The 22,119-nt window shown below is 75.2% G+C and carries 21 protein-coding genes; 9 read left to right on the top strand and 12 right to left on the bottom strand.

What is annotated here, in order from left to right:
* Positions 1–7 precede the first annotated feature (7 nt).
* The 3 genes from MODMU_RS06165 (at position 8) to MODMU_RS06160 (ending at position 2,701) form a co-directional block, all read left to right on the top strand.
* The gene (locus tag MODMU_RS06165) at positions 8–1,468 is read left to right on the top strand and encodes an MFS transporter (protein ID WP_014739334.1); all 1,461 of its coding nucleotides are present in this window, start codon (positions 8–10) and stop codon (positions 1,466–1,468) included.
* 57 nt (positions 1,469–1,525) lie between these two features.
* Positions 1,526–1,621: a putative leader peptide gene (locus MODMU_RS30185; protein ID WP_331437105.1), complete on the top strand. Its 96-nt coding sequence runs from the start codon at positions 1,526–1,528 to the stop codon at positions 1,619–1,621.
* Between the two features lie 87 nt (positions 1,622–1,708).
* Positions 1,709–2,701 (top strand): sulfite exporter TauE/SafE family protein, encoded by a 993-nt coding sequence (locus tag MODMU_RS06160; protein WP_014739333.1) that lies wholly within the window; start codon positions 1,709–1,711, stop codon positions 2,699–2,701.
* 27 nt (positions 2,702–2,728) lie between these two features.
* Here the strand turns inward: MODMU_RS06160 and MODMU_RS06155 are convergent, their stop codons facing one another.
* Positions 2,729–3,310 carry a helix-turn-helix domain-containing protein gene (locus MODMU_RS06155; RefSeq protein WP_014739332.1) on the bottom strand — a complete coding sequence of 194 codons (582 nt, stop codon included), beginning with the start codon at positions 3,308–3,310 and terminating at the stop codon, positions 2,729–2,731.
* A 103-nt stretch (positions 3,311–3,413) separates the two neighbouring features.
* On the opposite strand from MODMU_RS06155, the gene MODMU_RS06150 reads away from it, so the two are divergent.
* A complete protein-coding gene (locus MODMU_RS06150; protein ID WP_014739331.1) occupies positions 3,414–4,427 on the top strand; it encodes an NAD(P)/FAD-dependent oxidoreductase in 1,014 nt (337 codons plus the stop codon).
* Positions 4,428–4,436: 9 nt separating this feature from the next.
* Positions 4,437–5,075 carry a class I SAM-dependent methyltransferase gene (locus MODMU_RS06145; RefSeq protein WP_014739330.1) on the top strand — a complete coding sequence of 213 codons (639 nt, stop codon included), beginning with the start codon at positions 4,437–4,439 and terminating at the stop codon, positions 5,073–5,075.
* On the opposite strand, the gene MODMU_RS06140 is transcribed toward MODMU_RS06145, so the two are convergent.
* The 6 genes from MODMU_RS06140 to MODMU_RS06115 form a co-directional block, all read right to left on the bottom strand.
* On the bottom strand, positions 5,076–6,053 hold the full coding sequence (locus MODMU_RS06140) for an NAD-dependent epimerase/dehydratase family protein (protein ID WP_014739329.1): 978 nt from the start codon (positions 6,051–6,053) through the stop codon (positions 5,076–5,078). It lies immediately after the preceding gene.
* Positions 6,054–6,184: 131 nt separating this feature from the next.
* A complete protein-coding gene (locus tag MODMU_RS06135) occupies positions 6,185–6,670 on the bottom strand; it encodes a DUF5994 family protein (RefSeq protein ID WP_041796055.1) in 486 nt (161 codons plus the stop codon).
* 305 nt (positions 6,671–6,975) lie between these two features.
* Positions 6,976–8,865: a translational GTPase TypA gene (typA, locus tag MODMU_RS06130; RefSeq protein ID WP_014739327.1), complete on the bottom strand. Its 1,890-nt coding sequence runs from the start codon at positions 8,863–8,865 to the stop codon at positions 6,976–6,978.
* Positions 8,866–9,009: 144 nt separating this feature from the next.
* The gene (locus tag MODMU_RS06125) at positions 9,010–9,354 is read right to left on the bottom strand and encodes a hypothetical protein (RefSeq protein WP_014739326.1); all 345 of its coding nucleotides are present in this window, start codon (positions 9,352–9,354) and stop codon (positions 9,010–9,012) included.
* Positions 9,355–9,366: 12 nt separating this feature from the next.
* Positions 9,367–10,125, bottom strand: a complete 759-nt coding sequence (locus MODMU_RS06120; RefSeq protein ID WP_014739325.1) for a DsbA family protein — start codon at positions 10,123–10,125, stop codon at positions 9,367–9,369.
* Positions 10,115–10,591, bottom strand: a complete 477-nt coding sequence (locus tag MODMU_RS06115) for a MauE/DoxX family redox-associated membrane protein (RefSeq protein ID WP_014739324.1) — start codon at positions 10,589–10,591, stop codon at positions 10,115–10,117. Before MODMU_RS06115 ends, MODMU_RS06120 begins: the two co-directional genes overlap by 11 nt.
* Before the next feature lie 147 nt (positions 10,592–10,738).
* Between MODMU_RS06115 and MODMU_RS06110 the strand changes: the two genes are divergently transcribed.
* Positions 10,739–12,853 carry a putative bifunctional diguanylate cyclase/phosphodiesterase gene (locus MODMU_RS06110; RefSeq protein WP_014739323.1) on the top strand — a complete coding sequence of 705 codons (2,115 nt, stop codon included), beginning with the start codon at positions 10,739–10,741 and terminating at the stop codon, positions 12,851–12,853.
* Positions 12,854–12,911: 58 nt separating this feature from the next.
* Here the strand turns inward: MODMU_RS06110 and MODMU_RS06105 are convergent, their stop codons facing one another.
* Complete coding sequence (locus MODMU_RS06105) at positions 12,912–13,472, bottom strand: YceI family protein (protein WP_014739322.1); 561 nt, start codon at positions 13,470–13,472, stop codon at positions 12,912–12,914.
* Between the two features lie 90 nt (positions 13,473–13,562).
* On the opposite strand from MODMU_RS06105, the gene MODMU_RS06100 reads away from it, so the two are divergent.
* Positions 13,563–14,090: a MarR family winged helix-turn-helix transcriptional regulator gene (locus tag MODMU_RS06100; RefSeq protein ID WP_166503414.1), complete on the top strand. Its 528-nt coding sequence runs from the start codon at positions 13,563–13,565 to the stop codon at positions 14,088–14,090.
* Positions 14,091–14,126: 36 nt separating this feature from the next.
* Here the strand turns inward: MODMU_RS06100 and MODMU_RS06095 are convergent, their stop codons facing one another.
* Positions 14,127–15,275 (bottom strand): glycerophosphodiester phosphodiesterase, encoded by a 1,149-nt coding sequence (locus MODMU_RS06095; protein WP_014739320.1) that lies wholly within the window; start codon positions 15,273–15,275, stop codon positions 14,127–14,129.
* Between the two features lie 334 nt (positions 15,276–15,609).
* Here MODMU_RS06095 and MODMU_RS06090 point away from each other — a divergent pair, with 334 nt between their 5' ends.
* The gene (locus MODMU_RS06090; protein WP_041795001.1) at positions 15,610–16,479 is read left to right on the top strand and encodes an endonuclease domain-containing protein; all 870 of its coding nucleotides are present in this window, start codon (positions 15,610–15,612) and stop codon (positions 16,477–16,479) included.
* A gap of 57 nt (positions 16,480–16,536) precedes the next feature.
* Here MODMU_RS06090 and MODMU_RS06085 read toward each other — a convergent pair whose 3' ends face one another.
* Together MODMU_RS06085 and MODMU_RS06080 are read right to left on the bottom strand one after the other, a co-directional pair.
* Complete coding sequence (locus MODMU_RS06085; RefSeq protein WP_014739318.1) at positions 16,537–17,301, bottom strand: crotonase/enoyl-CoA hydratase family protein; 765 nt, start codon at positions 17,299–17,301, stop codon at positions 16,537–16,539.
* A 60-nt stretch (positions 17,302–17,361) separates the two neighbouring features.
* Positions 17,362–18,213 (bottom strand): patatin-like phospholipase family protein, encoded by an 852-nt coding sequence (locus MODMU_RS06080; protein WP_014739317.1) that lies wholly within the window; start codon positions 18,211–18,213, stop codon positions 17,362–17,364.
* A 92-nt stretch (positions 18,214–18,305) separates the two neighbouring features.
* Between MODMU_RS06080 and MODMU_RS06075 the strand changes: the two genes are divergently transcribed.
* Entirely contained in the window at positions 18,306–20,051 is a 1,746-nt protein-coding gene (locus MODMU_RS06075; protein ID WP_014739316.1) for a class I adenylate-forming enzyme family protein, read from the top strand.
* Here MODMU_RS06075 and MODMU_RS06070 read toward each other — a convergent pair.
* Positions 20,011–22,110 carry an MMPL family transporter gene (locus tag MODMU_RS06070; RefSeq protein WP_197537390.1) on the bottom strand — a complete coding sequence of 700 codons (2,100 nt, stop codon included), beginning with the start codon at positions 22,108–22,110 and terminating at the stop codon, positions 20,011–20,013. The genes MODMU_RS06075 and MODMU_RS06070 overlap by 41 nt on opposite strands.
* Positions 22,111–22,119 lie beyond the last annotated feature (9 nt).

Genomic DNA, 22,119 nt, shown 5'->3' with positions numbered 1-22,119 from the left:
AGGTCCTGTGACCTCGTCCCCCGCCCCCGAGGGGACGACGCCCGACCCGGTCGAGCCGGTGGGGCCGGTCGCCGCCGACCCGGTCCGGCTGGGCACCGCACCCGGCCGGTGGGTGCTGCTGGCCACCGTGCTGGCCTCGGGCATGGCGTTCCTGGACGCCAGCGCGGTCAACGTGGCGCTGCCGGCGATCGGCGAGGAGCTCGGCGCCGGGCTGGCCGGGCTGCAGTGGACCCTCAGCGGCTACACCCTGGCGCTGGCCTCGCTGATCCTGCTCGGCGGCGCGCTGGGCGACCGGTACGGACGACGTCGGGTCTTCCTGGTCGGCGTGGTGTGGTTCGCGGTCACCTCGCTGGGCTGCGGCCTGGCCCAGACCACCGGGCAGCTGGTCGCGATGCGGGTGCTGCAGGGCGTCGGCGGTGCGCTGCTCACCCCGGGCAGCCTCGCGATCATCCAGTCCTCCTTCCCGCACGTCGACCGGCCGCGGGCCATCGGGCTGTGGTCCGCGCTCGGCGGGGTCGCCGGGCTGGTCGGGCCCTTCCTCGGCGGGTTCCTGGTCGACGCGGCGAGCTGGCGGTGGGTGTTCCTGGTCAACGCACCGCTGGCGGTCGTGGTGGTGCTGGTCGCCGTCCGGCACGTGCCGGAGAGCCGCGACCCCGAGCGCACCGGGCGGTTCGACACCCTCGGGGCGGTGTGGGGGGCGCTGGCCCTGGCCGGGGTCACCTACGCGCTGATCGCCGCCGGCGACGGGCCGGGCCGGCCGCAGGTGTGGGTCGCCGCGGGGATCGGCGTGCTGGCCGGGGTGGCGTTCGTGCGCCGCGAGCAGCGGGTGAAGGAGCCCATGCTGCCGCCCGCGGTGTTCAGCGACCGGGAGTTCACCGGTGCCAATCTCGCCACCTTCCTGGTCTACGGGGCGCTGGGCGGCTGGGGGTTCTTCCTCGTCGTCGAGCTGCAGACCGTGCTCGGCTACAGCGCCACCGAGGCGGGGGCGGCGATGATCCCGTCGACGGTGGTGCTCACCCTGCTGTCCTCCCGCGCCGGTGCGCTGGCGCAGCGCACCGGCGCCCGGCTGCCGATGACGGTCGGCCCGCTGATCACGGCGGCCGGTCTGCTGTGGCTGTCCCGGGTCGGGCCGGGCAGCTCGTTCCTGCGCGACGTGCTGCCCCCGTCGCTGGTCAGCGGGATCGGGCTCGCCCTGCTGGTGGCCCCGCTGACCGCGACCGTGCTCGACGCCGCACCGGACCACCTGGCCGGCGTCGCCAGCGGGGTCAACAACGCGGTGGCCCGGGCCGCGCAGCTGCTGGCGGTGGCCGCGCTGCCGGTCGCGGTGGGTCTCTCCGGGGACGACTACGCCGACCCGGCCACCTTCAGCAGCGGCTTCCGGACGGCGATGGTGGTCTGCGCCGCGCTGCTCGCGGTGGGCGGCGCGGTCGCCTGGGTGACGATCCGGACCGACACGCTCAAGGCGTGACCGAGGCCTCCCGACCCGGCACTCGACAAAACCCACCGGGATGGTAGGAATGTCCTCGTGCCGACGTCCGCTGCCCTCCCCGGCGACCTGCTGGTGAGCCGGCTGCACGTCGACCTGCTCCGGGTCAGCACCGCCGCCTGTCCCGGCCGCTGAGCCCCGCGCCGTCCGGCGCCCCCTGCTCACTGCGGTCCGCCGCGCCCTGACGCGCGCCCGCTCCCCTCCCCACCCCGGAGCACTCTCGTGAAGACCATCGTCCTGCTCGCGCTCGTCGGCCTGGGCGCGCAACTCGTGGACGGCAGCCTGGGCATGGCCTACGGCGTCACCTCCACCACGCTGCTGCTGGCCATCGGCACCAACCCGGCCGCCGCCTCGGCCACCGTCCACCTCGCCGAGATCGGCACGACGCTGGCCTCGGGCTTCTCGCACTGGCGGTTCGGCAACGTCGACTGGAAGGTCGTCGGGAAGATCGGCGTGCCCGGCGCGATCGGCTCCTTCGCCGGCGCCACGGTGCTGTCCAACCTCTCCACCGAGGTCGCCGCCCCGGTCATGGCGCTGATCCTGCTGGCGCTGGGCCTGTACCTGCTCGTCCGGTTCACCCTCCGCGGCATCGACCGGCGCAACCTCGGCAAGCCGGTCCGCAAGCGCTTCCTCGCCCCGCTGGGCCTGCTCGCCGGGTTCGTCGACGCCACCGGCGGCGGCGGCTGGGGGCCGGTCGGCACCCCGGCGCTGCTCGCCAGCGGCCGGATGGAGCCGCGCAAGGTCATCGGCTCGATCGACACCTCGGAGTTCCTGGTCGCGATCGCCGCCAGCCTCGGCTTCCTGTTCGCCATCGGCGACCAGGGCATCGACGCCGGCTGGGTCGCCGCGCTGCTCATCGGTGGCCTGGTGGCCGCACCGCTCGCCGCCTGGCTGGTCCGGCACGTGCCGCCGCGGCTGCTGGGCTCGCTGGTCGGCGGGATCATCGTGCTGACCAACACCCGTACGCTGCTCAAGAGCGACTGGGTCGACGCCCCGGACGCCACCCGCTACGCCGTCTACGCGGTCATCTACCTGGTCTGGGCCGCCGCGGTGGCCTGGTCCTTCCGCGAGTACCGCAAGGACGGCGCCCGCGAGACCGCCGACGCCCTGGCCGCCGAGGCCGCCCGGCTGGCCGAGCAGGACCGGGTCGCCGACCCGGACGAGGTCGGGTCGGAGTCGATCCGGTCCGGCCGACCCAGCGCTCCCCCGGCGTAGCCGGGACGCCCGCCCGGGGGCCCGCCGTCAGGCGCCCCTCGGGCGGGCGCGGACGTGCATCCGCTCCCCCTGCGGGCCGAACAGCACGAGCACCTCGGCCGGGACGTCGCCGGTGTTGCCGAACCAGTGCGGGACGTGGGTGTCGAACTCGACCACCTCGCCCGGCAGCAGGACGAGGTCGTGCTCGCCCAGCAGGAGCCGCAGCCGGCCGGAGAGCACGTACATCCACTCGTAGCCCTCGTGCGACTGCTGCTCGGGCTCGGCCCGCAGCCCCGGCGGGATCAGCGCCCGGTAGGCCTGCACCCCGCCGGGCCGGCGGGTCAGCGGCCACATGGTCATCCCGCCGCGCTCGATCGGCTTCGGGTGCAGCCGCGGATCGGCTGACGAGGGTGCCCCGACCAGCTCGTCCAGCGGCACCTGGTGGACTCGGGCGAGCGGCAGCAGCAGCTCCAGGGTGGGCCGGCGCTGCCCGGACTCCAGCCGGGACAGCGTGCTCACCGAGATGCCGGTGGCCGCGGAGAGCTCCGCCAGGGTCGCGTCCCGCTGCTGCCGCAGCGCGCGCAGCCGGGCACTGACCCCCTCGAGCACGCCGTCCAGGTCGTCGTCCATGCGCCCAGTTTGCCGGTCCGGCAACGGAGTTTGTCAAGACCGAGCTACCGGGCGCACTGTCGACGTACGGCGGACACCCCGCCGGACGAGCCGAGGAGCAGCCGTGGAGCAGCAGTACGACGTCGTGGTGATCGGCGGGGGCGCCGCCGGTCTCAGTGGAGCACTGGCGCTGTCCCGCGCCCGCCGGTCGGTGCTGGTGGTCGACAGCGGGACGCCGCGCAACGCACCCGCCGCGCACGCGCACAACTACCTGGCCCGCGAGGGCGTGCCTCCCCTGGAGCTGCTCGCCGCCGGCCGGGCCGAGGTCGCCGGCTACGGCGGGCACGTCGAGCCCGGCGAGGCCGTCTCCGCGCACCCGGAGGCCGGCGGGTTCGTCGTCGACCTGGCCGACGGCCGCTCGGTGCGGGCGCGCCGGCTGCTGGTGACCACCGGCCTGGTCGACGAGCTCCCGCCGGTGCCCGGGGTGCGCGAGCTGTGGGGCGGTGACGTCGTGCACTGCCCGTACTGCCACGGCTGGGAGGTGCGCGACCAGGCGATCGGCGTGCTGGCCACCAACCCGTTCGGCGTCCACCAGGCGCTGATGTGGCGGCAGTGGAGCGCCGACGTCACCCTCTTCCTGCACACCGCGCCGGAGCCCGCCGACGAGGAGTGGGAGCAGCTCGCCGCCCGCGGGATCAGCGTGGTGACCGGCGAGGTCGCCGAGCTGGAGACCGACGGCGACCGGCTGTCCGGGGTGCGGCTGGTCGACGGCACGCGGATCGCCCGGGACGCGGTCGTCGTCGCGCCGCGGTTCACCGCCCGGTCCGCCGTCCTGGCCTCGCTCGGCCTGGCACCCGTGACGCAGGAGGTGAACGGGCACGTCATGGGCAGCGCCGTCCCGAGCGGTCCGTCCGGGGCGACCGCGGTGCCCGGCGTGTGGGTGGCCGGCAACGTGACCGACCTGCGCGCCCAGGTGATCACCTCGGCCGCGGCCGGGCTGGAGGCCGCGGCGGCGCTCAACGGTGATCTGATCGGCGAGGACACCCGCCGTGCCCTGGCTGCCCGCCGGGTGTTCTCGGCGGGCAGCGAGCGCGAGCTGAGCGACCTGGTGCTGGCCGACCGGCGCCACGGGATCTGAGGAGGAACGGTGCAGGACCACCAGCACGAGCACACGCCGGCGTCGACCGGCCACGACCACGCCTCCTGGGAGGAGCGCTACCGCGACGCCCCGGCGCTGTGGAGCGGGCGGGTCAACCCCCCGCTGGTCACCGAGGTCACCGGCCTCACGCCCGGCCGCGCGCTGGACGTCGGCTGCGGCGAGGGCGGCGACGCCCTGTGGCTGGTCGGCCAGGGCTGGCAGGTCACCGGCCTGGACTGGTCGGAGGTCGCACTGGCCCGGGCCGCGGAGCACGCGGCCGCGGCCGGGGTCACCGACCGGGTGACCTGGGTCCGCGGGGACACCGACAGCTGGCAGCCGCCGGTCGCGGCGTTCGACCTGGTCACCGCCCACTTCCTGCACCCGACGGCCGAGCAGCGGCACGCGCTGGTGCCGCGCCTGGCTGCCGCGGTCGTGCCCGGCGGGACGCTGCTGTGGGTGGGCCACCCCCACGACGAGGAGCGCGCCGCGCTGTGGGGCGCCGACCGCTTCGCCACCGCCGCCGAGGTGGCGGCCGACCTGGACCCCGGCGACTGGGAGGTGCTGGTGGCGCTCCAGCGGCCGCGGCCGGGCGCGGACGGCGGCCACCACCACGCCGACGAGGTGGTCCGGGCCCGCCGGCGCGGCTGATCAGCGGCCGGCGAGCAGCCCGGCCTCCAACTCCGGCGGCAGGCCGGGCAGCTCGCGCCCGGCCGGCGGCTGCGGCCGGTCGGCGGTCCGCATCCAGGCCCAGGTGTCGGCCACCGAGTCCCGCACCGGCCGGGAGGGCAGGCCGAGCTCCCGGGCGCGGGTGGTGTCGACCTGCCAGGCGGTGCGGGCCGTCTCCGGCGCCAGCCACATCGGCAGGTGCACCCACTCCTCGACGCCGGCGGCCAGCAGGTCGGCGTCGGGGACGGGCACCCACTCCGCGTCGCTGCCGGTCACCTCGCGGCAGGTGTCCAGCAGCCCGCCGAACGTCGTCATCCCGACCGGTCCGGTGGTGTTGACCGCGCCGGACACCCCGCGCTCGGCCATCTCGACCAGCCAGCCGGCCAGGTCCCGGGCGTCGACCAGGGCGATCGGCTGGTCGGTGCTCGCCGGGACGACGACCCGGCCCCCGGCGGCGATCCGGTCCAGCCACCAACCCAGCCGGTACAGCGGGTCGTGCGGGCCGACGATCAGCCCGGCGCGGGCGGTGAGGAAGCGGTCGCCCAGCGCCGCGCCCAGCACCCGCTCGGCGTGCGCCTTGTTCGGGCCGTACTCGTCGTCCGGGGTGTCCCAGGTGGGCTCGTCGCGCTCCTCGCCGATCGGCCCGGGCGGCCAGCTGCGGTAGGCGTTGAGGCTGCTGACGAACGCGTACCCGGCGACGTCGGCCAGCGCGGTCGCGGCGTTCCCGGCAGCGGCGCGGGTCTGGCAGGAGGTGTCGACGACGAGCTCGGGTGCCCAGCCGTCGAGCGCCGCGGGCAGCGCGGCCGGGTCGTCGCGGTCACCGTGCAGGGCGCGGACCCCGTCCGGCGGGGCGCCGGAGACCCCGCGGGTGAAGGTGGCGACCTCGTGCCCCCGCTCGAGCGCGGCGGTGACGACGTGCCGGCCGAGGAAGTGCGTGCCGCCGAGGACGAGGAGTCGCATGGGCCGACCTCAGCGCAGCCGCCCGCCGCCGTCCACCCGGTTCGCTCCCGGCGTACCACGTGACGTGCTGGAACGGCCCTCCTGCAGGGTCCCGCCCCGAGCCTGCGAGGGGTGGGGGGCAGGAGGGTCCTTCATCCCGCGCGCACGCCGCGGAGGGGGACGACCTCGGGGCGCGGGCGGGAGCCGGCGGCGGCGAGCACCCGCTGCGGGCTGCCGGAGTCCTCCCGGAGCCCGGCCAGCCGCAGCGCGCGCACGCCGGTCAGCGCATCGGCCTCCGGCGGGACCACGACCAGGTCGAGGCGCCGGTCGCCGTCCACGGTGAGCGAGACCAGCTGCGGGTCCATGCTGCGGAAGGCGCCGGTGCGCACGGTCCGCCCGGAGACGGTGACCTTGCGCTGCACCGGGTGCTCCCAGGCCTCGACCGGGTAGGTGAACCGCTCGACCCGGACGTCGAGCATGGCCAGGGCGGCGATCAGCTCGGGGAGCTCGGCACCCAGGTCCCGGCTGCGCGGCCACCAGGCCCCGTCGACGGCGGCGTCACCGGCCGCCCCCTCACGGCGCAGCCGCACCCGCACGTCGATCCCGTTCCGGAAACCCGCTGCCCGCTGGACCGTCATCGACCGTCCGACCACCTCTCGCACTCATCCCCCAGGTGGCGTCCGGCCTCCCCGAGCCGCGCACACCTCTCGCGACCGGAAGGTACGACCGGCACCGCGACACCCCGGCACGCCACGAGGGACGCCGGAGCGGGTGTCCGACAGGACCGGCCTGTCATCACCGGAGGTGATCAGCCGACGACTCTCGCCACAGCAGCACCACCCGGCTCGGCAGCTCCGGCCCGCGCGCCGCCGTCCGACACCCCGGAGACGACGAACGCCGCCGTCCCCGAGGGGACGACGGCGTTCCCGTCAGCGGTCGATCGTCACGGCTTGGGCTTGCGGTTCTTGGCCCGGCCGCGGACGGTCTGGTCCAGCTCGACCTTGCGCACCCGGACGAAGCCGGGGGTGACCTCGACGCACTCGTCCTCGGCGCAGAACTCCAGCGCCTGCTCCAGGTTGAGGATCCGCGGCGGGATGAGCCGCTCCAGCTCCTCGGAGGTGGACTTGCGCATGTTGGTGAGCTTCTTCTCCTTGGTGATGTTCACGTCCATGTCGTCCGGACGGGAGTTCTCACCGACGATCATGCCCTCGTAGACCTCGGTGCCCGGCTCGACCATCATCTGGCCGCGCTCCTGCAGCGAGAACATCGAGTACGTGGTCGCCACGCCGGAGCGGTCGGCCACCAGCGAGCCGGTCGGGCGGGCGCGCATGTCACCCAGCCACGGCTCGTAGCCCTCGAGGTTGTGGTTCAGCACGCCGGTGCCGCGGGTCTCGGTGAGGAACTCGGTGCGGAACCCGATCAGGCCGCGGGACGGGACGATGTACTCCATCCGCGCCCAGCCGGTGTCGTGGTGCACCAGGTTCTCGATCCGCCCGCGCCGGGTGGCCAGCGCCTGGGTCAGCGTGCCGACGTACTCCCCCGGGGTGTCGATGGTGACCCGCTCGACCGGCTCGTGCAGCTTGCCGTCGATCTCCTTGGTGACCACCGTCGGGCGGCCGACGGTGAGCTCGAACTCCTCGCGGCGGAGCTGCTCGACGAGGATGGCCAGCGCCAGCTCGCCACGGCCCTGCATCTCCCAGGTGTCGGGGCGCTCGGTGGGCAGCATGCGCACCGAGACGTTGCCGACGAGCTCCTGGTCGAGCCGGTTCTTGATCAGCCGGGCGGTGAGCTTCTTGCCCGACTTGCCCGAGATCGGGCTGGTGTTGATGCCGATGGTGATCGAGATCGACGGCTCGTCGACGGTGATCGCCGGCAGCGGGCGCGGGTCGTTCGGGTCGGCGAGGGTGTCGCCGATCATGATGTCCTCGATGCCGGCGATGGCGATCAGGTCGCCGGGGCCGGCGCTGTCGGCCGGGGTGCGGGTGAGGCCCTCGGTGACCAGCAGCTCGGTGATCTTCGTCCGGGTGATCGTGCCGTCGGCCTTGCACCAGGCGACCTGCTGGCCGCGCTTCATCTCACCGGAGTGGATGCGCAGCAGCGCGAGGCGACCGAGGAACGGCGAGGCGTCGAGGTTGGTGACCTGCGCGCGCAGCGGCTCCTCGGCGTCGTACTCCGGCGCCGGGACGGTGTCCAGCAGCGTCTTGACCAGCGGGCCGAGGTCCGGGCTGTCCGGGACGGTGCCGTTCTCCGGCTTGTTCAGCGACGCCTGGCCGGTGCGGCCGTTGCAGTAGACGATCGGGAACTCGAGGGTCTCCGCGGGCAGGCCGGCGTCCTCGAGCAGCTCGAGGAAGAGCTCGTAGGTCTCGTCGACGACCTCCTCGATGCGCGCGTCGTGCCGGTCGGTCTTGTTGACCGCGAGGATGACCGGCATCCCCTTGGCCAGCGCCTTGCGCAGCACGAAGCGGGTCTGCGGCAGCGGGCCCTCGGAGGCGTCGACGAGCAGGACGACGCCGTCGACCATGCTCAGCGCGCGCTCCACCTCGCCGCCGAAGTCGGCGTGGCCGGGGGTGTCGACGATGTTGACGATGACCGGGTTGCCGTCGTCGTCGTGCAGGTGGATCGCGGTGTTCTTGGCGAGGATGGTGATCCCGCGCTCGCGCTCCAGGTCCATGGAGTCCATGACCCGGTCCTGCGTGGAGTCGTTGTCGGTTCCCTCGCCCTTGGCGCGGCCCAGGGCACCGGCCTGCCGGAGCAGGGCGTCGACGAGAGTCGTCTTGCCGTGGTCGACGTGGGCGATGATCGCCACGTTGCGCAGGTCGTTGCGGGTGGGCATGCGGAGAGGCACCTCAGGAGATCGCGTGGGGGTCTGCGCGCTGCGGCGCGCGACACTGGGTCAACGACCGCGCGGGCCGAGACCTTCCCACCCAGGGTACGGGACGGCGGCCCGTCCCCAGCCCGGTTGTGACCGGTCCCCCACTCAACCCACGGACGCCGGCCGGTCGGCGACCGCCCAGGCGAGCGCCGAGGCGGCCGCGGTGACCACCCCGACGGCGAGCCAGGCGGGCCAGCCGACGCCGAGGGCCAGCACGTGCGCCCCCACGAACGCGGCGACGTAGGCCACGCCCAGCCCGGCGGCCACGGCCGCGCCGCGACGGTGGTACCAGAGCCAGCCGGCCGCGAGCCCGCCCGCGGCGAAGACGACGCCGCCCAGCGCCCGGACCCCGGTGCCCTGCGCGATGCCGAAGCCGGCGGCCAGCCCGACGGCGACGGCCGCCGCCGACGGGAAGCGGGTCTGCACGCGGGCCAGGGTGGAGGTCGACATGCTGCCAGTGTCCTACTGCTGCGCGGCGGTGACGGCGGCGGTCAGGCCGGACGGCGAGAGGTCGGTGAGCTTCTCGCCGTCGACCAGGACCGTCGGGGTGCCGGTGACGCCGTCCTTGCTGGCCTGGTCCTCGGCGCCCTTCACCCACTCCCCGTAGACCAGGTCGCGGACGTCGACCGCGACGCTCGCGTCGGTGGCGCCAGCCTGCTGGGCGTAGCCGACCAGCTGGTCGTCGGTCAGCCCGCTGCCGCCCTCGGCCGGCTGGTCGGCGAAGAGCAGGTCGTGGAAGCGCTGGTAGGCATCGGTGCCGGCGGTGTCGGCGACGACCGCGGCGGCGTTGAGCGCGCGGGTCGAGTAGTCGTCGTTGGCGTCGGTGTCCAGGAACGCCATGCCGTGGTAGCGGACCTGGGCGGTGCCCGCGGTCACCAGGTCGTCGATCGTGCTGCCGGTGGAGTCCTCGAGCGCCTTGCAGTTCGGGCACTGGAAGTCCTCGTAGAGGTCCACGGTGACCGGGGCGTCGGCCTGGCCGACGGTGAACACGTAGCCGTTGCCGCTGGTGTTCGCCGGTGCGGCCGCGTCGGCCGAGGTCGACGTCCGGTGCGTCTGCACGACGACCACGGCCACCAGGACGGCGACCAGCACGACCGCCGCGACCACCGAGCCGACCACGGTGCGCCGACGACGCGCCGCAGCGGCCGCGGCAGCCGCCTCGGCGGCCCGCTTGGCGGCGATGCGCTGCCGGGCCGCCTCGCGCTTGGACTCACCGGACACCGGCCAGCTCCTCTTCTCTCTGACCACCGAGGGCCAGCCGGGACGCCGGCCAGCGGGCCAGCGCCAGCGAGACGAACAGCAGCCCGACGTCGCGGGCCACCTCGCCGGGGTACGCCGTCTGCCCGGCGGCCACCTGCCCGCCGCCACCGAAGCAGCCGCAGTCGATCTGCAGCCCGCGCGCCCAGGCCGAGCCGACCGCGGCGAGGAAGACGGCCATCAGCGCCGCGTAGGCCAGCGCGGCGGCCCGCACGCGCACCCCGACCAGCAGGGCGAGCCCGACGGCGATCTCCACGACCGGCAGACCGAAGGCGACCGGGCCGACCAGCGCCTCGGGCAGCAGCCGGTAGGCCCGGACGGCGCGCTCGGCGGCGGCCGGGTCGGGCATCTTCAGCGCCCCGGCGACCACGAGGACCACGCCGAGCAGCAGCCGCGCGGCGGTCGCGGCCCAGGGCCGGGAGGTGCTCACGCCGACACAGTCGTCCGGCGGGCTGGCACGGTTCCCGGGCATGACCTGGGAACTGGCTGGGAACTGCCCCGGTGTGGTCGTCCGCCCGCTGCCCCGGTCGCCGGGCGGTACCGTTCCGGGCTCCTGCACTGCCGAGGGTGGAGGCCGATGACCCAGCCCGACGACCGGCCGCCCTGGGTGGCCGACGGGGCGTGGCGCGCGCGGGTGACCGACGCGCTTGGCTCGATCAGCGAGGCGGTCTACGTCCTCGACCCCGGCGACCGGTTCACCTGGCTCAACGCCGCCGCCGAGCGGCTCCTCGAGCGGCCGGCGACCGAACTGGTGGGCCGGGTGATCTGGGCGGAGTTCTCCGACCTGCCGGGGAGCGCGCTGCAGCGGTCGCTCGAGGCGGCGCGGTCCACCCGGGAGACCCAGCACCTGGAGTTCTTCTACGACTTCCTCGACCGGTGGTTCGAGGTCCGCAGCTACCCGGTGCTCGACGACCTCGTCGTCTTCTTCCGCGACGTGCACGAGCGGCGCACCCTGGACGAGGAGCGGGCCGCGGAGTCCTCGCTGATCCGCGCGGTGCTCAACGCGCTGCCCTCCCGCACCGCCATCCTCGACGGCGACGGCACCATCCTCACCACCAACGCGGCCTGGGCGGCCGGCACCGCGGCCGCCGGACGGCCGGTGGCCAGCCGGGCCGGCGCGAACTACCTCGACGCCTGCCGGGTCGCCGCCGCCAACGGCGACCCGTACTTCCGGGCCGCCGTGGAGGGGCTGGAGCAGGTGCTCGCCCGGCAGGCGCCGTCGTACTCGCTGGACTACGCCGCCACCCCGGCCGGCGACCGGGCCCGGGAGACGACCTGGTGGCACCTGCAGGTGTTCCCGGTCGACGACGGGCCGCGCGTCGTGGTCACCCACACCGACATCACCGACCGGGTCACCGCCGAGCAGCGGGCGGCCTGGCAGGCCCGGCACGACCACCTCACCGCCCTGCCCAACCGCGCGGCCCTGGACGAGGCGATCGCCGGCGCGCTGGCCGACGACGAGGGCGGCCGGGTGACCGTGCTCTACATGGACGTCGACGGCTTCAAGCAGGTCAACGACTCCCTGGGGCACGCCGCGGGTGACCTGCTGCTGCGCGAGCTCGCCGCCCGGCTGTCGCACCGCACCCGGCCCACCGACGTGGTCGGCCGGCTCGGCGGGGACGAGTTCGTCGTCGTCGCCCGGGACTGCGACGCCTCCGGCGGCGAGGCGCTGGCCCGCCGGTTCCGGTCGGTCTTCGACGACCCGTTCGAGGTGGCCGGCACCCGGCTGCCGCTGACGGTCAGCATCGGCATCGCCACCTCCGACCCCGCGCCCACCCGCCCCGACGAGCTGCTCCGCGACGCCGACGCGGCGATGTACGCGGCGAAGGCCAAGGGGCGCAACCAGCACCTGGTCTTCACCCCGGCCCTGCGCACGACGCTGCAGGACCGGTGGCAGATCACCAGCCGGTTGCGCGACGCCGCCGCGCTGGACCAGCTGGTGGTGCACTGGCAGCCGGTGGTGCACCTGGCCACCGGCGACGTCCGGGGGTGCGAGGCGCTGCTGCGGTGGCAGCACCCGCAGCGGGGGCTGGTCGGGCCCGAGGACTTCATCCCGATCGCCGAGGAGGACGGGCTGATCGTGCCGGTCACCCGGTGGCTGCTGGAGACCACGCTCACCCAGGCGGTGACGTGGGCCGAGGCGGGCCTGGACCTGGTCGTCGCGGTGAACGTCAGCGCGGTGCACCTGTCGACCGGCACGCTCGTCGACGACGTCCTGGGGGCGGTCGCGCGCACCGGCGTCCCGCCCCGGCGGCTGGTGCTGGAGCTGACCGAGACCGCGCTCGCCCGGGACTCCGACCGCGCCGCGGAGCAGTTCGCGGCGCTCCGCTCGCAGGGGGTGCGGCTGGCGATCGACGACTTCGGCAGCGGCTACAGCTCGCTGTCGTCGGTGGCCTCGCTGCCGGCCGACGTGCTGAAGGTCGACCGCACCCTGGTGGCCGGGCCGCTGCCGGCGCGCTCGGCCACGCCGGACGCCGTGCTCGCCGCGGTCACCGCGCTCGGGAGGGCCCTGGACATGCGGGTGCTCGCCGAGGGCATCGAGACGCCGGAGCAGCTGGCCCGGGTGCGCGCCGTGGGCTGCGAGTACGGGCAGGGGCACCACCTCGCCCCACCGCTGCCGGCCGACCGCTTCGCCGCCCTGCTCGCCGAGGGCCGGCGGCAGACCGGCCACCAGCGGCTCCCCCCGCGCTGACGCAGCAGAGCCCCCGCCCTGATCGGGCGGGGGCTCTGCTGGGGCGGAGCGGGGGTGACTAGGCGGCGCGGAGCACGGCCTCGATCTCGAGCTCGACGGAGATCTTGTCGCCGACGACGACGCCGCCGCCGTCCATCGGCATGTCGATGTCCACGCCGAACTCCTTGCGGGAGATGTCGGTCTTGCCGGAGAAGCCGGCGCGCGTGCCGCCGTAGGCGTCCGGACCGAAGCCGTTGAGCTCCAGGGCCAGGGTGACGGGCTTGGTGATGCCCTTGATCGTCAGGTTGCCCTCGACGACCCAGTCCTCGCCGTGGGTGCGCACGGCGGTCGAGCGGAACTCCATGACGGTGTGGTTGCCGACGTCGAAGAAGTCAGCGGACTTGATGTGCGCGTCCCGCTGCTCCTGCCGGGTGTCGATCGAGTCCATGTCGATGGTGGCGTGCACGGTCGACTGCGCCGGGTCGGCGGCGGTGACGATCTCGCCGGAGAACTCGCGGAAGTAGCCGCGGACCTTGCTGACCATCATGTGCCGGACCGAGAAGCCCACGGTCGAGTGCGAGGCGTCGATGTCCCACGTGCCGACGACGTAGCCGGGGATCTGGGTGGTGGTGCTGGTCATGGTGACCCTCCATCTGGTTGAGCGTTTGACTGCTTCGCTGGGCCGTAGCGTAGTTGAAGGCTTGAGTATTCCGCTAGTACCCTCGCCGACATGAGCAGTGACGCGTGTCCCGGACCCCTGGGTGGCGCCGCCCCGCGGTCCTCGTCGGGAGCGCACGACGGGCCGACCCGGTGGCTGGACGCCGAGGAGCAGCGCGCCTGGCGCGCTGCCATGTACAGCTGGATGCTCCTGGACGACCGGCTGGACCGCGAGCTGACCCGGGAGACCGGCATCTCGCACGCCTACTACGAGATCCTGGTCCAGCTGTCGGAGACCGAGGGTCGCTCGCTGCGGATGAGCGAGCTCGCCGACCGGTGCCTGTCCTCCCGCAGCCGGCTCTCGCACGCGGTGTCCCGGCTGGAGGAACGCGGCTGGGTGCGTCGCCAGGTCTGCGCCGAGGACGGCCGCGGCCAGCTCGCCGTCCTCACCGACGAGGGCTTCGCCGCGCTCGAGGCGGCCGCGCCGGTGCACGTGCAGAGCGTCCGCACCCACCTGTTCGACCAGCTGAGCCCGGCGCAGGTCACGGCGATGCGGGACATCGGCGAGACCCTGCTGCAGCACCTCGCCGACGCCGGCTGACCCCCCGCCCGCCCCGGGGCGGAGGGCCGGGTTGGGTCAGGCGGCGACGTCCGCGTCGTCGGTCAGGAACAGGTCGCGGGTGAGCACCCCGGTGTCCGGGTTGTCGGTGAACAGCCCGTCGACGCCGGCCTCCCAGAAGCGCAGCTGCTCGGTGATCGCGTCGCCGTAGTCGGCCGGGTCGGTCCCGCGCTGCAGCGCCGGCGGGAGGAAGGTGTTCTCGTTGCGGAACGTGTAGGGGTGCACGAGCAGCCCGACCGCGTGCGCGTCCGGCACGAAGGACGTCGGCTCCCCCAGCGTCCCGTCGGGGGCGGTGGGGATCACCTGGGTCTTGTCCGGGCCGACGCCGTCGGCGTAGCCGGCCACCCAGGCCAGCCCGGCCGCGGTGGACAGGTCGGCGTAGGTGCGCGGATCACCGGCGGCGACCAGGTCGGCCGGCGCACCGGTGGCGCCGAGCAGCTGGACCAGCGGCAGCTGGACCCCGGCGGCGTCCAGCACCCGCAGGTTCGTCGTCTCGAACGACTGCAGGAACACCGGGTCGCCGCGGCGGGTCAGGCCGGCCTCCCGCAGGTCGGTCAGCAGCGCCCCCTCGAGCGGCAGGCCCACGGAGGCGAAGTAGGTGGGGTGCTTGGTCTCGATGTAGGCCCCGACCTCCCGGTCCAGCTCCTCGCTGAGCTGCGCCCGGAGCTCCAGGTACTCGTCGACCGTGGGGACCTTGAACAACCCGTCGTAGAGGGTGTTCTCCTGCCTGATCTCGGGCAGCCGCTCGACCGCGCGCAGCGTCTCCAGCTCGGCGAGCGTGAAGTCCTCGGTGAACCAGCCGGTCAGCTCGACGCCGTCCACGGTCTTGGTGGTCCGCCGGTCGGCGAACTCCGGGTGGTCGGCGACGTCGGTCGTCCCGGAGATCTCGTTCTCGTGCCGGCACACCAGCTCGCCGTCGGAGGTGCTCACCACGTCGCACTCGATGTAGTCCGCGCCCATCCGCGCGGCCAGCGCGTAGGAGGCAAGGGTGTGCTCGGGGCGGTAGCCGGAGGCCCCCCGGTGGCCGATCACCAGCAGCCGCTCCTCGTCCTGCCCACCGGACCCGGTGGACGCCGAGGCGGTCGCGACCAGCGACCCCGGCACGAGCAGCGACAGCAGCAGGACCAGGACGGTGGCGGCCGCGCGCGGCCGGAGGACGGTGTGCACGGTTCCCCCACGGGCCCGGACGACGACCCTCGCCGTCGGCCCGAGCAGATCTCAACCCCCCGAGGCGGCCCCGAGGACGGCCGGCGTCCGAACACCTGGTGAACGCCGACCCGTCCTCGCGGGTCGGTGACCCTGCGCAGTCGGCTGAGCAACAGCTGGGCGCGGGCTGTGCATCCGCGGCGTCCACCCCCGCGCCCAGGGCGGCCGCCGTCTGCGCGCCGTCGAGTGGCAGCTCAGCGTGGTCGCCGGGTCCTCTCGACCACGCCCAGCTGCCACTCGACGCCCCTGTGGACGACGGCGGCGGCACCGGCGCCGGATCCGCCAGGGTGTCGCGGTGCCCCCGGTCCGTCGTCCCGAGCAGCTCTGCGGCCGGGTGTTCCGCGGCAGCACCGCCGTCCGCCGGGGCTGGCTGACCGCGAACCAGCTGCGCGGCCCCGGCTGGGAGCGGCTGTTCCCCGACGTCTACGCCGATTCGCGCCTCGAGGTCACGCACGCGCTGCGCACCCGCGCCGCGGCCCGGCTGCTGCTGCCGCACGCGGTGGTCTCCGGGGGCAGCGCGGCCGTGCTCTGGGGGCTCGACGACCTGGCCGGCCCGGCCGACGACGTGGAGGTGACCGTCGCCCCCGGGACCCCGCGAGGTGCGGCGCCCGGACTGGTGGTGCGTCGACGGGCACTGCCCGATCGCTGCGTCCGGCCCGTCGACGGCGTGCGGGCCACCGCACCCGGGACGACGGCGGTCGAGCTGGCCGCCCGGCTCCCCCTCGACGACGGCGTCGTCCTTCTGGACCGCTTCGTGGCGGCCAAGCTGAGCACGCTGACCACGCTGCGGATGGAGGCGGCCGAGCTCACCGGGCGCGGCTGCCGCCGCGCGCGACAGGCCGCCGCCCTCGCCGACGGGCTGGCCGCGTCACCCCAGGAGACCCGGCTGCGGCTGCTGCTGCACCGATCGGCCCTGCCGCGCCCGGTGGCCCAGCACCGGGTCCGGCGGGACGGGCGGTTCGTCGCCCGGCTGGACTTCGCCTGGCCGGAGCGGCGGGTGGCGCTCGAGTACGAGGGCGCCTGGCACACCACGCGCATCCCGGAGGACCGCCGGCGGATCGAGGCGCTGCAGGCAGCCGGCTGGCGGGTGCTCTTCGTGACCGCCGCCGACCTGCGCGCGCCGGCCGGACTGCTCGCCCGGATCGCCGCCGCGCTCGCCGGGTGACAGCTCAGCGTGGTCGCCGGGCGCCGGGCACCACGCTGAGCTGCCACTCGGCGGAGGTCAGACGCCGCGCCAGACCGGGGCGCGCTTCTCGGCGAAGGCCCGGGCACCCTCGAGGGCGTCGGCGGAGGCGAAGACGCGGTCGGCGAGCTCCTGCTGCGCGTCGAGGGCCGCGCGGTCGGTCCAGCCGACCGACCCGGCGACGAGCTGCTTGCTGGCCCGCACCGCCAGCGGCCCGTTCACGGTGATCCGGGCGGCCAGCTCCCGGGCGCCGGCCAGCGCGCCGCCGGGCTCGGTGAGCACGTTGACCAGGCCGAACCGGTGCGCCTCCTCGGCCGGCAGCGGGTCGCCGGTGAGCGCCATCTCCATCGCGCGCTGGTAGGGCAGCGCCTTGGCCAGCCGTAGCACCCCGCCGCCGGCGGCGAACAGGCCGCGCTTGACCTCCGGGATGCCGAACCGGGCGTCCCGGGCGGCGACGACCAGGTCGGCGGACAGCGCCAGCTCGCAGCCGCCGGCCAGCGCCCAGCCCTCGACGGCGGCGATCAGCGGCTTGGCCGGCGGCGCCTCGGTGAGCCCGGCGAACCCGCGGCCCTCGATCCGCGGCCGCTCGCCGCGGGCGAAGGCCTTGAGGTCCATCCCGGCGCAGAACGTGCCCCCGGCGCCGGTGAGCACCAGGACGGCGACGTCGTCGCGCGCGTCGAACTCGTCCAGCGCGGCGGCCAGCGCCTCGGTGGTCGCCAGGTCGACGGCGTTCTTCGCCTCCGGCCGGTTGAGGGTCAGCACCCCGACCCCGTCGGCCACCTCGGTCAGCACCGGTCCTGTCATCGCCCGTCCTCTCCTCGTGTGGAGTGCCAGGGCATCACCTTCCGCGCCCTGGCACTCCGCTCAGCCCTGCCAGACCTCGGCGACCCGGGCGGTCACGGCGGCCGCCTGGGCCCGGCCGGCCCGGGCGGAGGGCTCGCGCGCCGCCGGGTCCAGCACGTTCTTCCCGATCGCGGACAGGCTGGCCTGGTCCGGGCTGACCACCGCCACCCGGCTGACCAGCCCGGTCACCTGCGCGTCGACGCTGGTCAGCGGGCCGACCCCGCGCGGCAGCGGCGCGATCACCACGATCCGGTCGTAGGCGGCGGCCAGGTCGGCGTTGGCCGGGGACCGCATCCCGCCGTCCATGTAGCGGCGCCCGGCGATGGTGACCGGTGGGTACACGCCGGGGACGGCGCAGCTGGCACCGACCGCGGCCACCAGCTCCACGCCGGACTCCCGGGTGAAGGTGGTGAACTCCCCGCTCTCGGCGTCGACCGCGGTGACCACCAGCGGCCGGTCCGGCCACCCCGGGTCCGGCAGCCGGGAGGCGATCGCGTCCCGGCGCTCGGCCTCGGTCGGCGTGCGCCCGCTGTCGGCGGCGGAGCGGGCGACCGCGCCGACCCGGCGGCGGAAGGCGGCGTCGTCGCGGCGGGCCAGCAGCATCGCCACGCCGTACCGGGCGAGGGTGCTGCGGCCGAGCCGGGCCACCCGCTCGGCGCCGGCCGGCTCGACCTGCCGCTCGTAGAGCGCGGGCAGGTCCACCCCGCTGCGCAGCTGGGCGCCGACGACCGAGCCGGCCGAGGTGCCGACCACCAGGTCGGCGGTGCCCAGGTCGACCCCGGCCTCGGCCAGCCCGGCCAGGACGCCGATCTCCCAGGCGATGCCGGTGATGCCGCCGCCACCCAGGACCAGGGCCGTGCGCTGCTCGCTCATCGCGCCATCCTGACGCACGGGGTCGGTGTCGACGCAGGGGGTGACGTGGGCCACTCTGAGGGCCGACGACGACGCCGGATCGAGGGGCACCGATGACCGCGACAGAGCAGACGACGGCACCGACGAGCTGGCCGCCCGGGCTCCCCCGCTCGCTGCACTACCCGCCGGTGCCGGTCGGCTCGGTGCTGCGGGCCGCGGTGCGCCGCTGGGGCGACCGGACGGCGTTCGTGCACCACGACGTGGAGCTGTCCTTCACCGAGCTGGGCCGCCGCGCGCACGCGGTCGCCGCCGGGCTCGCCGAGCGGGGCGTCGGCCGGGGCGACGTCGTCGCGGTGCACCTGCCCAACTGCCTGCAGTACCCGGCGGTCTACTACGGCGTCCTGCTGGCCGGCGCGGTCTTCTCCCCCACCAACCCGCTGCTGCCACCGGCCGGGCTGGCGCACCAGCTCGCCGACACCGGCGCCCGCGCGCTGGTCACCTGGGAGCCGGTGCTGCCGGTGGTGCGGGCCGCGCTGGAGGGCACCGGCGTGCGGACCGTCGTCGTCACCGGGCCGCAGCAGGTGCCCGACCCGCAGGCGCCGGTGGAGCTGGCCGGCCTCCCCGGCGAGGTGTCCCTGGGCGACCTGCTGCTCGCCGACCCGGCCGACGCGCACCGCGACGCCGCGCTCGACCCGGTCACCGACCTGGCGCACCTGGCCTACACCGGCGGCACCACCGGGGTGAGCAAGGGCGTCGAGCTGCCGCACCGGGCGGTGGTCACCAACGTGCTGCAGTCGGCGTGCTTCAGCAGCGGCTCGGTGCCGGCGCTCGACGCCGAGGGCGACGTGACGCTGGACCAGGTGGGCAGCGAGGCGGAGCACCCGACCCGGCTGGGCACCGCGCGGCTGATCAACCTGACCCCGTGGTTCCACGCCATGGGCGTCATCGGCTACCTCAACGGCCAGGTCATGGCCGGCTCCACCGTCGTCGTGCACGACCGCTTCGACCCGGTGCGCTACGTCGAGGACGCCGTCCGGTACCGGGTGACCGGCATCGGCGGCGCCCCGCCGGTGTTCGTCGCGCTGCTGCAGGTGCCCGGCATCGCCGACGCCGACCTGTCCAGCGTGCGCAGCTTCTCCAGCGGCGCGGCCCCGCTGCCGGTGCCGCTGATCGAGCGGATGCGGGCGCTGGTGCCCGGCGTGGTGATCGCCGAGGGGTACGGCCTGACCGAGGTGACGATGCAGGCCACCGGCAACCCCTCGCACACCAGCGGCCTGCGCAAGGCCGGCACGGTCGGCGTCCCGCTGCCGGACACCGAGATCAGCATCCGGCCGCTCGGCGGCGGCGACCCGCTGCCGGTGGGCGAGCGCGGCGAGGTGTGCATCCGCGGCCCGCAGGTGATGCGCGGCTACGCCGGCCGGCCGGACGCGACCGCGGAGGCGATCGACGCCGACGGCTGGTTCCACAGCGGCGACGTCGGGGTGCTGGACGCCGACGGCTTCCTGTCGATCGTCGACCGGACCAAGGACATGCTGCTCTACAAGGGCTACAACGTGTTCCCCCGCGAGCTGGAGGAGCTGCTGTTCGCCCTGCCGGGCGTCGCTGCCGCCGCGGTCGTCGGCCGCCCCGACCCGGAGGCCGGCGAGCTGCCGGTGGCCTACGTCGTGCGCCGGGGTGACGACGCCGGTGCCGCGCTGACCGCGGACAGCGTGCTGGCCGCGATCAACGACCAGGTGACCCCGTACAAGCGGCTGCGCGACGTCGTCTTCGTCGACGCGCTGCCGGTGTCCCCGGCCGGCAAGGTGCTCAAGCGCGAGCTCAGCGCCCGCGAGCGAGCCGGGCGGGCCACCACCAGTTGACCCGGCCCAACGCCGCCACCAGCGCGGGGGTGAGCACCCCGCGCACCACGGTGGCGTCCAGCAGGATGCCGATGGCCAGGGTGGTGGCGAAGATCTTCACGTCGACCACCGGCACCGTCGACAGCGCGACGAAGGCGAGGAAGAGGATCAGCGCCGCCGAGGTGACCAGCCGGCCGGTGTACGCCACGCCGTGCACGGTGGCCGCGTCGGTGCCCATCCCCGCGTCGTGGCCCTCGCGGATCCGGCTGAGGATGAACACCTCGTAGTCCATCGACAGCCCGAACAGGAACGAGAAGGCCGCGACCGGCACCCAGAAGGTGATCGTGCCGGTCGCCGTCGCGCCGAACAGCGCCTCGGTCAGGTGCCCCTGCTGCCAGATCCACACCGTGATGCCGTAGGCGGCGGCGATCGAGAGGACGTTGAGCAGCAGCGCCTTGACCGGCAGCCAGACCGAGTGCAGTGCCCGGGCCAGCAGCGCGAAGGTGATCAGGCAGACCAGCGGCAGCACCCACCAGGCGTTGCCGTAGATCGCCCGCACCGAGTCGGCGTCCCCGGCCGCGGTGCCGCCCACCCGGGCGCCGTCCAGGCCGGCGGCGGCGTCGCGGACGGCGGTCAGCGCGTCCCGGCCGGCGGTGGACGACGGGTCGTCGGCGAGCACGACGTCGACCAGGCCGGTGCCGCCGGTCTCCCAGGTCTCCCCCGCCGGCGCCAGCACGCCGGCGACGCCGTCGACCTCGGAGAGCTCCTGCACCGCACCCTCCCGGTCGGCGGTGAGCACCTCGACCGGGCGGGCCACCCCGGCGGGCAGCCCGTCGGCGGTGAGCTGCCGGAACGCGGCCGCGGCCGGGGTCGACCCGGTGGCGGTGGCCGACACCTCCGGGCTGCCCAGCCGGATGCCGAGCACCGGCAGGGCGAGCACCAGCAGCACGACGGTGGCCAGCAGCGCGGAGACCCAGCGGTGCCGGACGACGGTCGACCCGATCCGGTGCCAGGTGCGGCTCTCCGCGCTCGGCGGCCGGCGCCGCGGCCACTCCAGCCGGCGGCCGGCCGAGAACAGCACCACCGGCAGCAGGGTGAGCGCGACCAGCACGCTGACCAGCGGGATGAGCAGCCCGCCGAACCCGACCGTGCGCAGGAACGGCAGCGGCAGCACCACCAGCGACAGCAGCGAGACGGCGACCGTGACGCCGCTGAACACCACCGCGCGGCCGGCCGTGGTCATCGCCGTCCGGACGGCGGTGCGGTCGTCGGCGCCCGCGGCGCGCTCCTCCCGCCAGCGCATCACCACCAGCAGCGAGTAGTCGATCGCCACGCCCAGCCCGATCAGCCCGACCAGGTACTGCACGATGAAGCTGACGTCGGTGAGCGCGGTGAGCCCGAGCACCAGCAGGAACGTGGTGGTGATCGCGACGGCGGCGACCAGCAGCGGCACCAGCGCGAGCAGCGAGCCGAACACCAGCACCAGGACGATCACCGCCCCGCCGGCGCCGAAGGCGATCTCGACGATGATCGGCCGCTCGTCGCCGCCGCCCTCGGCGAGCACCGTCGTCCCGGTGACCACCGGGGCCACCCCGGCCACGGTGACGCCGGACAGCGCGCCCTCCAGCTGGGGCAGCGCGGCGGCGTAGGGCGCCGGGCCCTCGACCGCCGGCGGCCAGACCAGTGCCACGGCGCTGCGGTCCTCGCCCGCGCCGAGCGCCTCGGTACCCGGCGTCCCGTCGAACGGCGTGGCCACCCGCCAGCCCGGCTGGCGGAGCCGGTCGAACGCGGCGGTCAGCTCCGGCCGGGCCCCCTCGACGGTGCTGCCCTCGGGCAGGGCGACGGTGACCAGCAGCGGGTCGTTGGCCCCGCCGTTGCCGAACTGGCCGGTGATCGCCTCGTTCGCCTCGTAGGCGGGCTGCCCCGGGGTGGAGAAGTCGAAGCCGAGCCGGTCGATCGTCGTCGGGGCGAGCGCCCCGCCGGTGAGCGCCACGGCCAGCCAGGCCAGCACCACCAGGCGTCGGTGCGCGAGCACCCAGTCGGTCAGCCGGCCCATCGTCTCCCCCTCGCGAGCGAGCATCAGGAGACT

The sequence above is a fragment of the Modestobacter italicus genome, from assembly GCF_000306785.1.
Classification (GTDB): Bacteria; Actinomycetota; Actinomycetes; order Mycobacteriales; family Geodermatophilaceae; genus Modestobacter; species Modestobacter italicus.
This window is presented reverse-complemented; position numbering and strand designations above follow the sequence as displayed.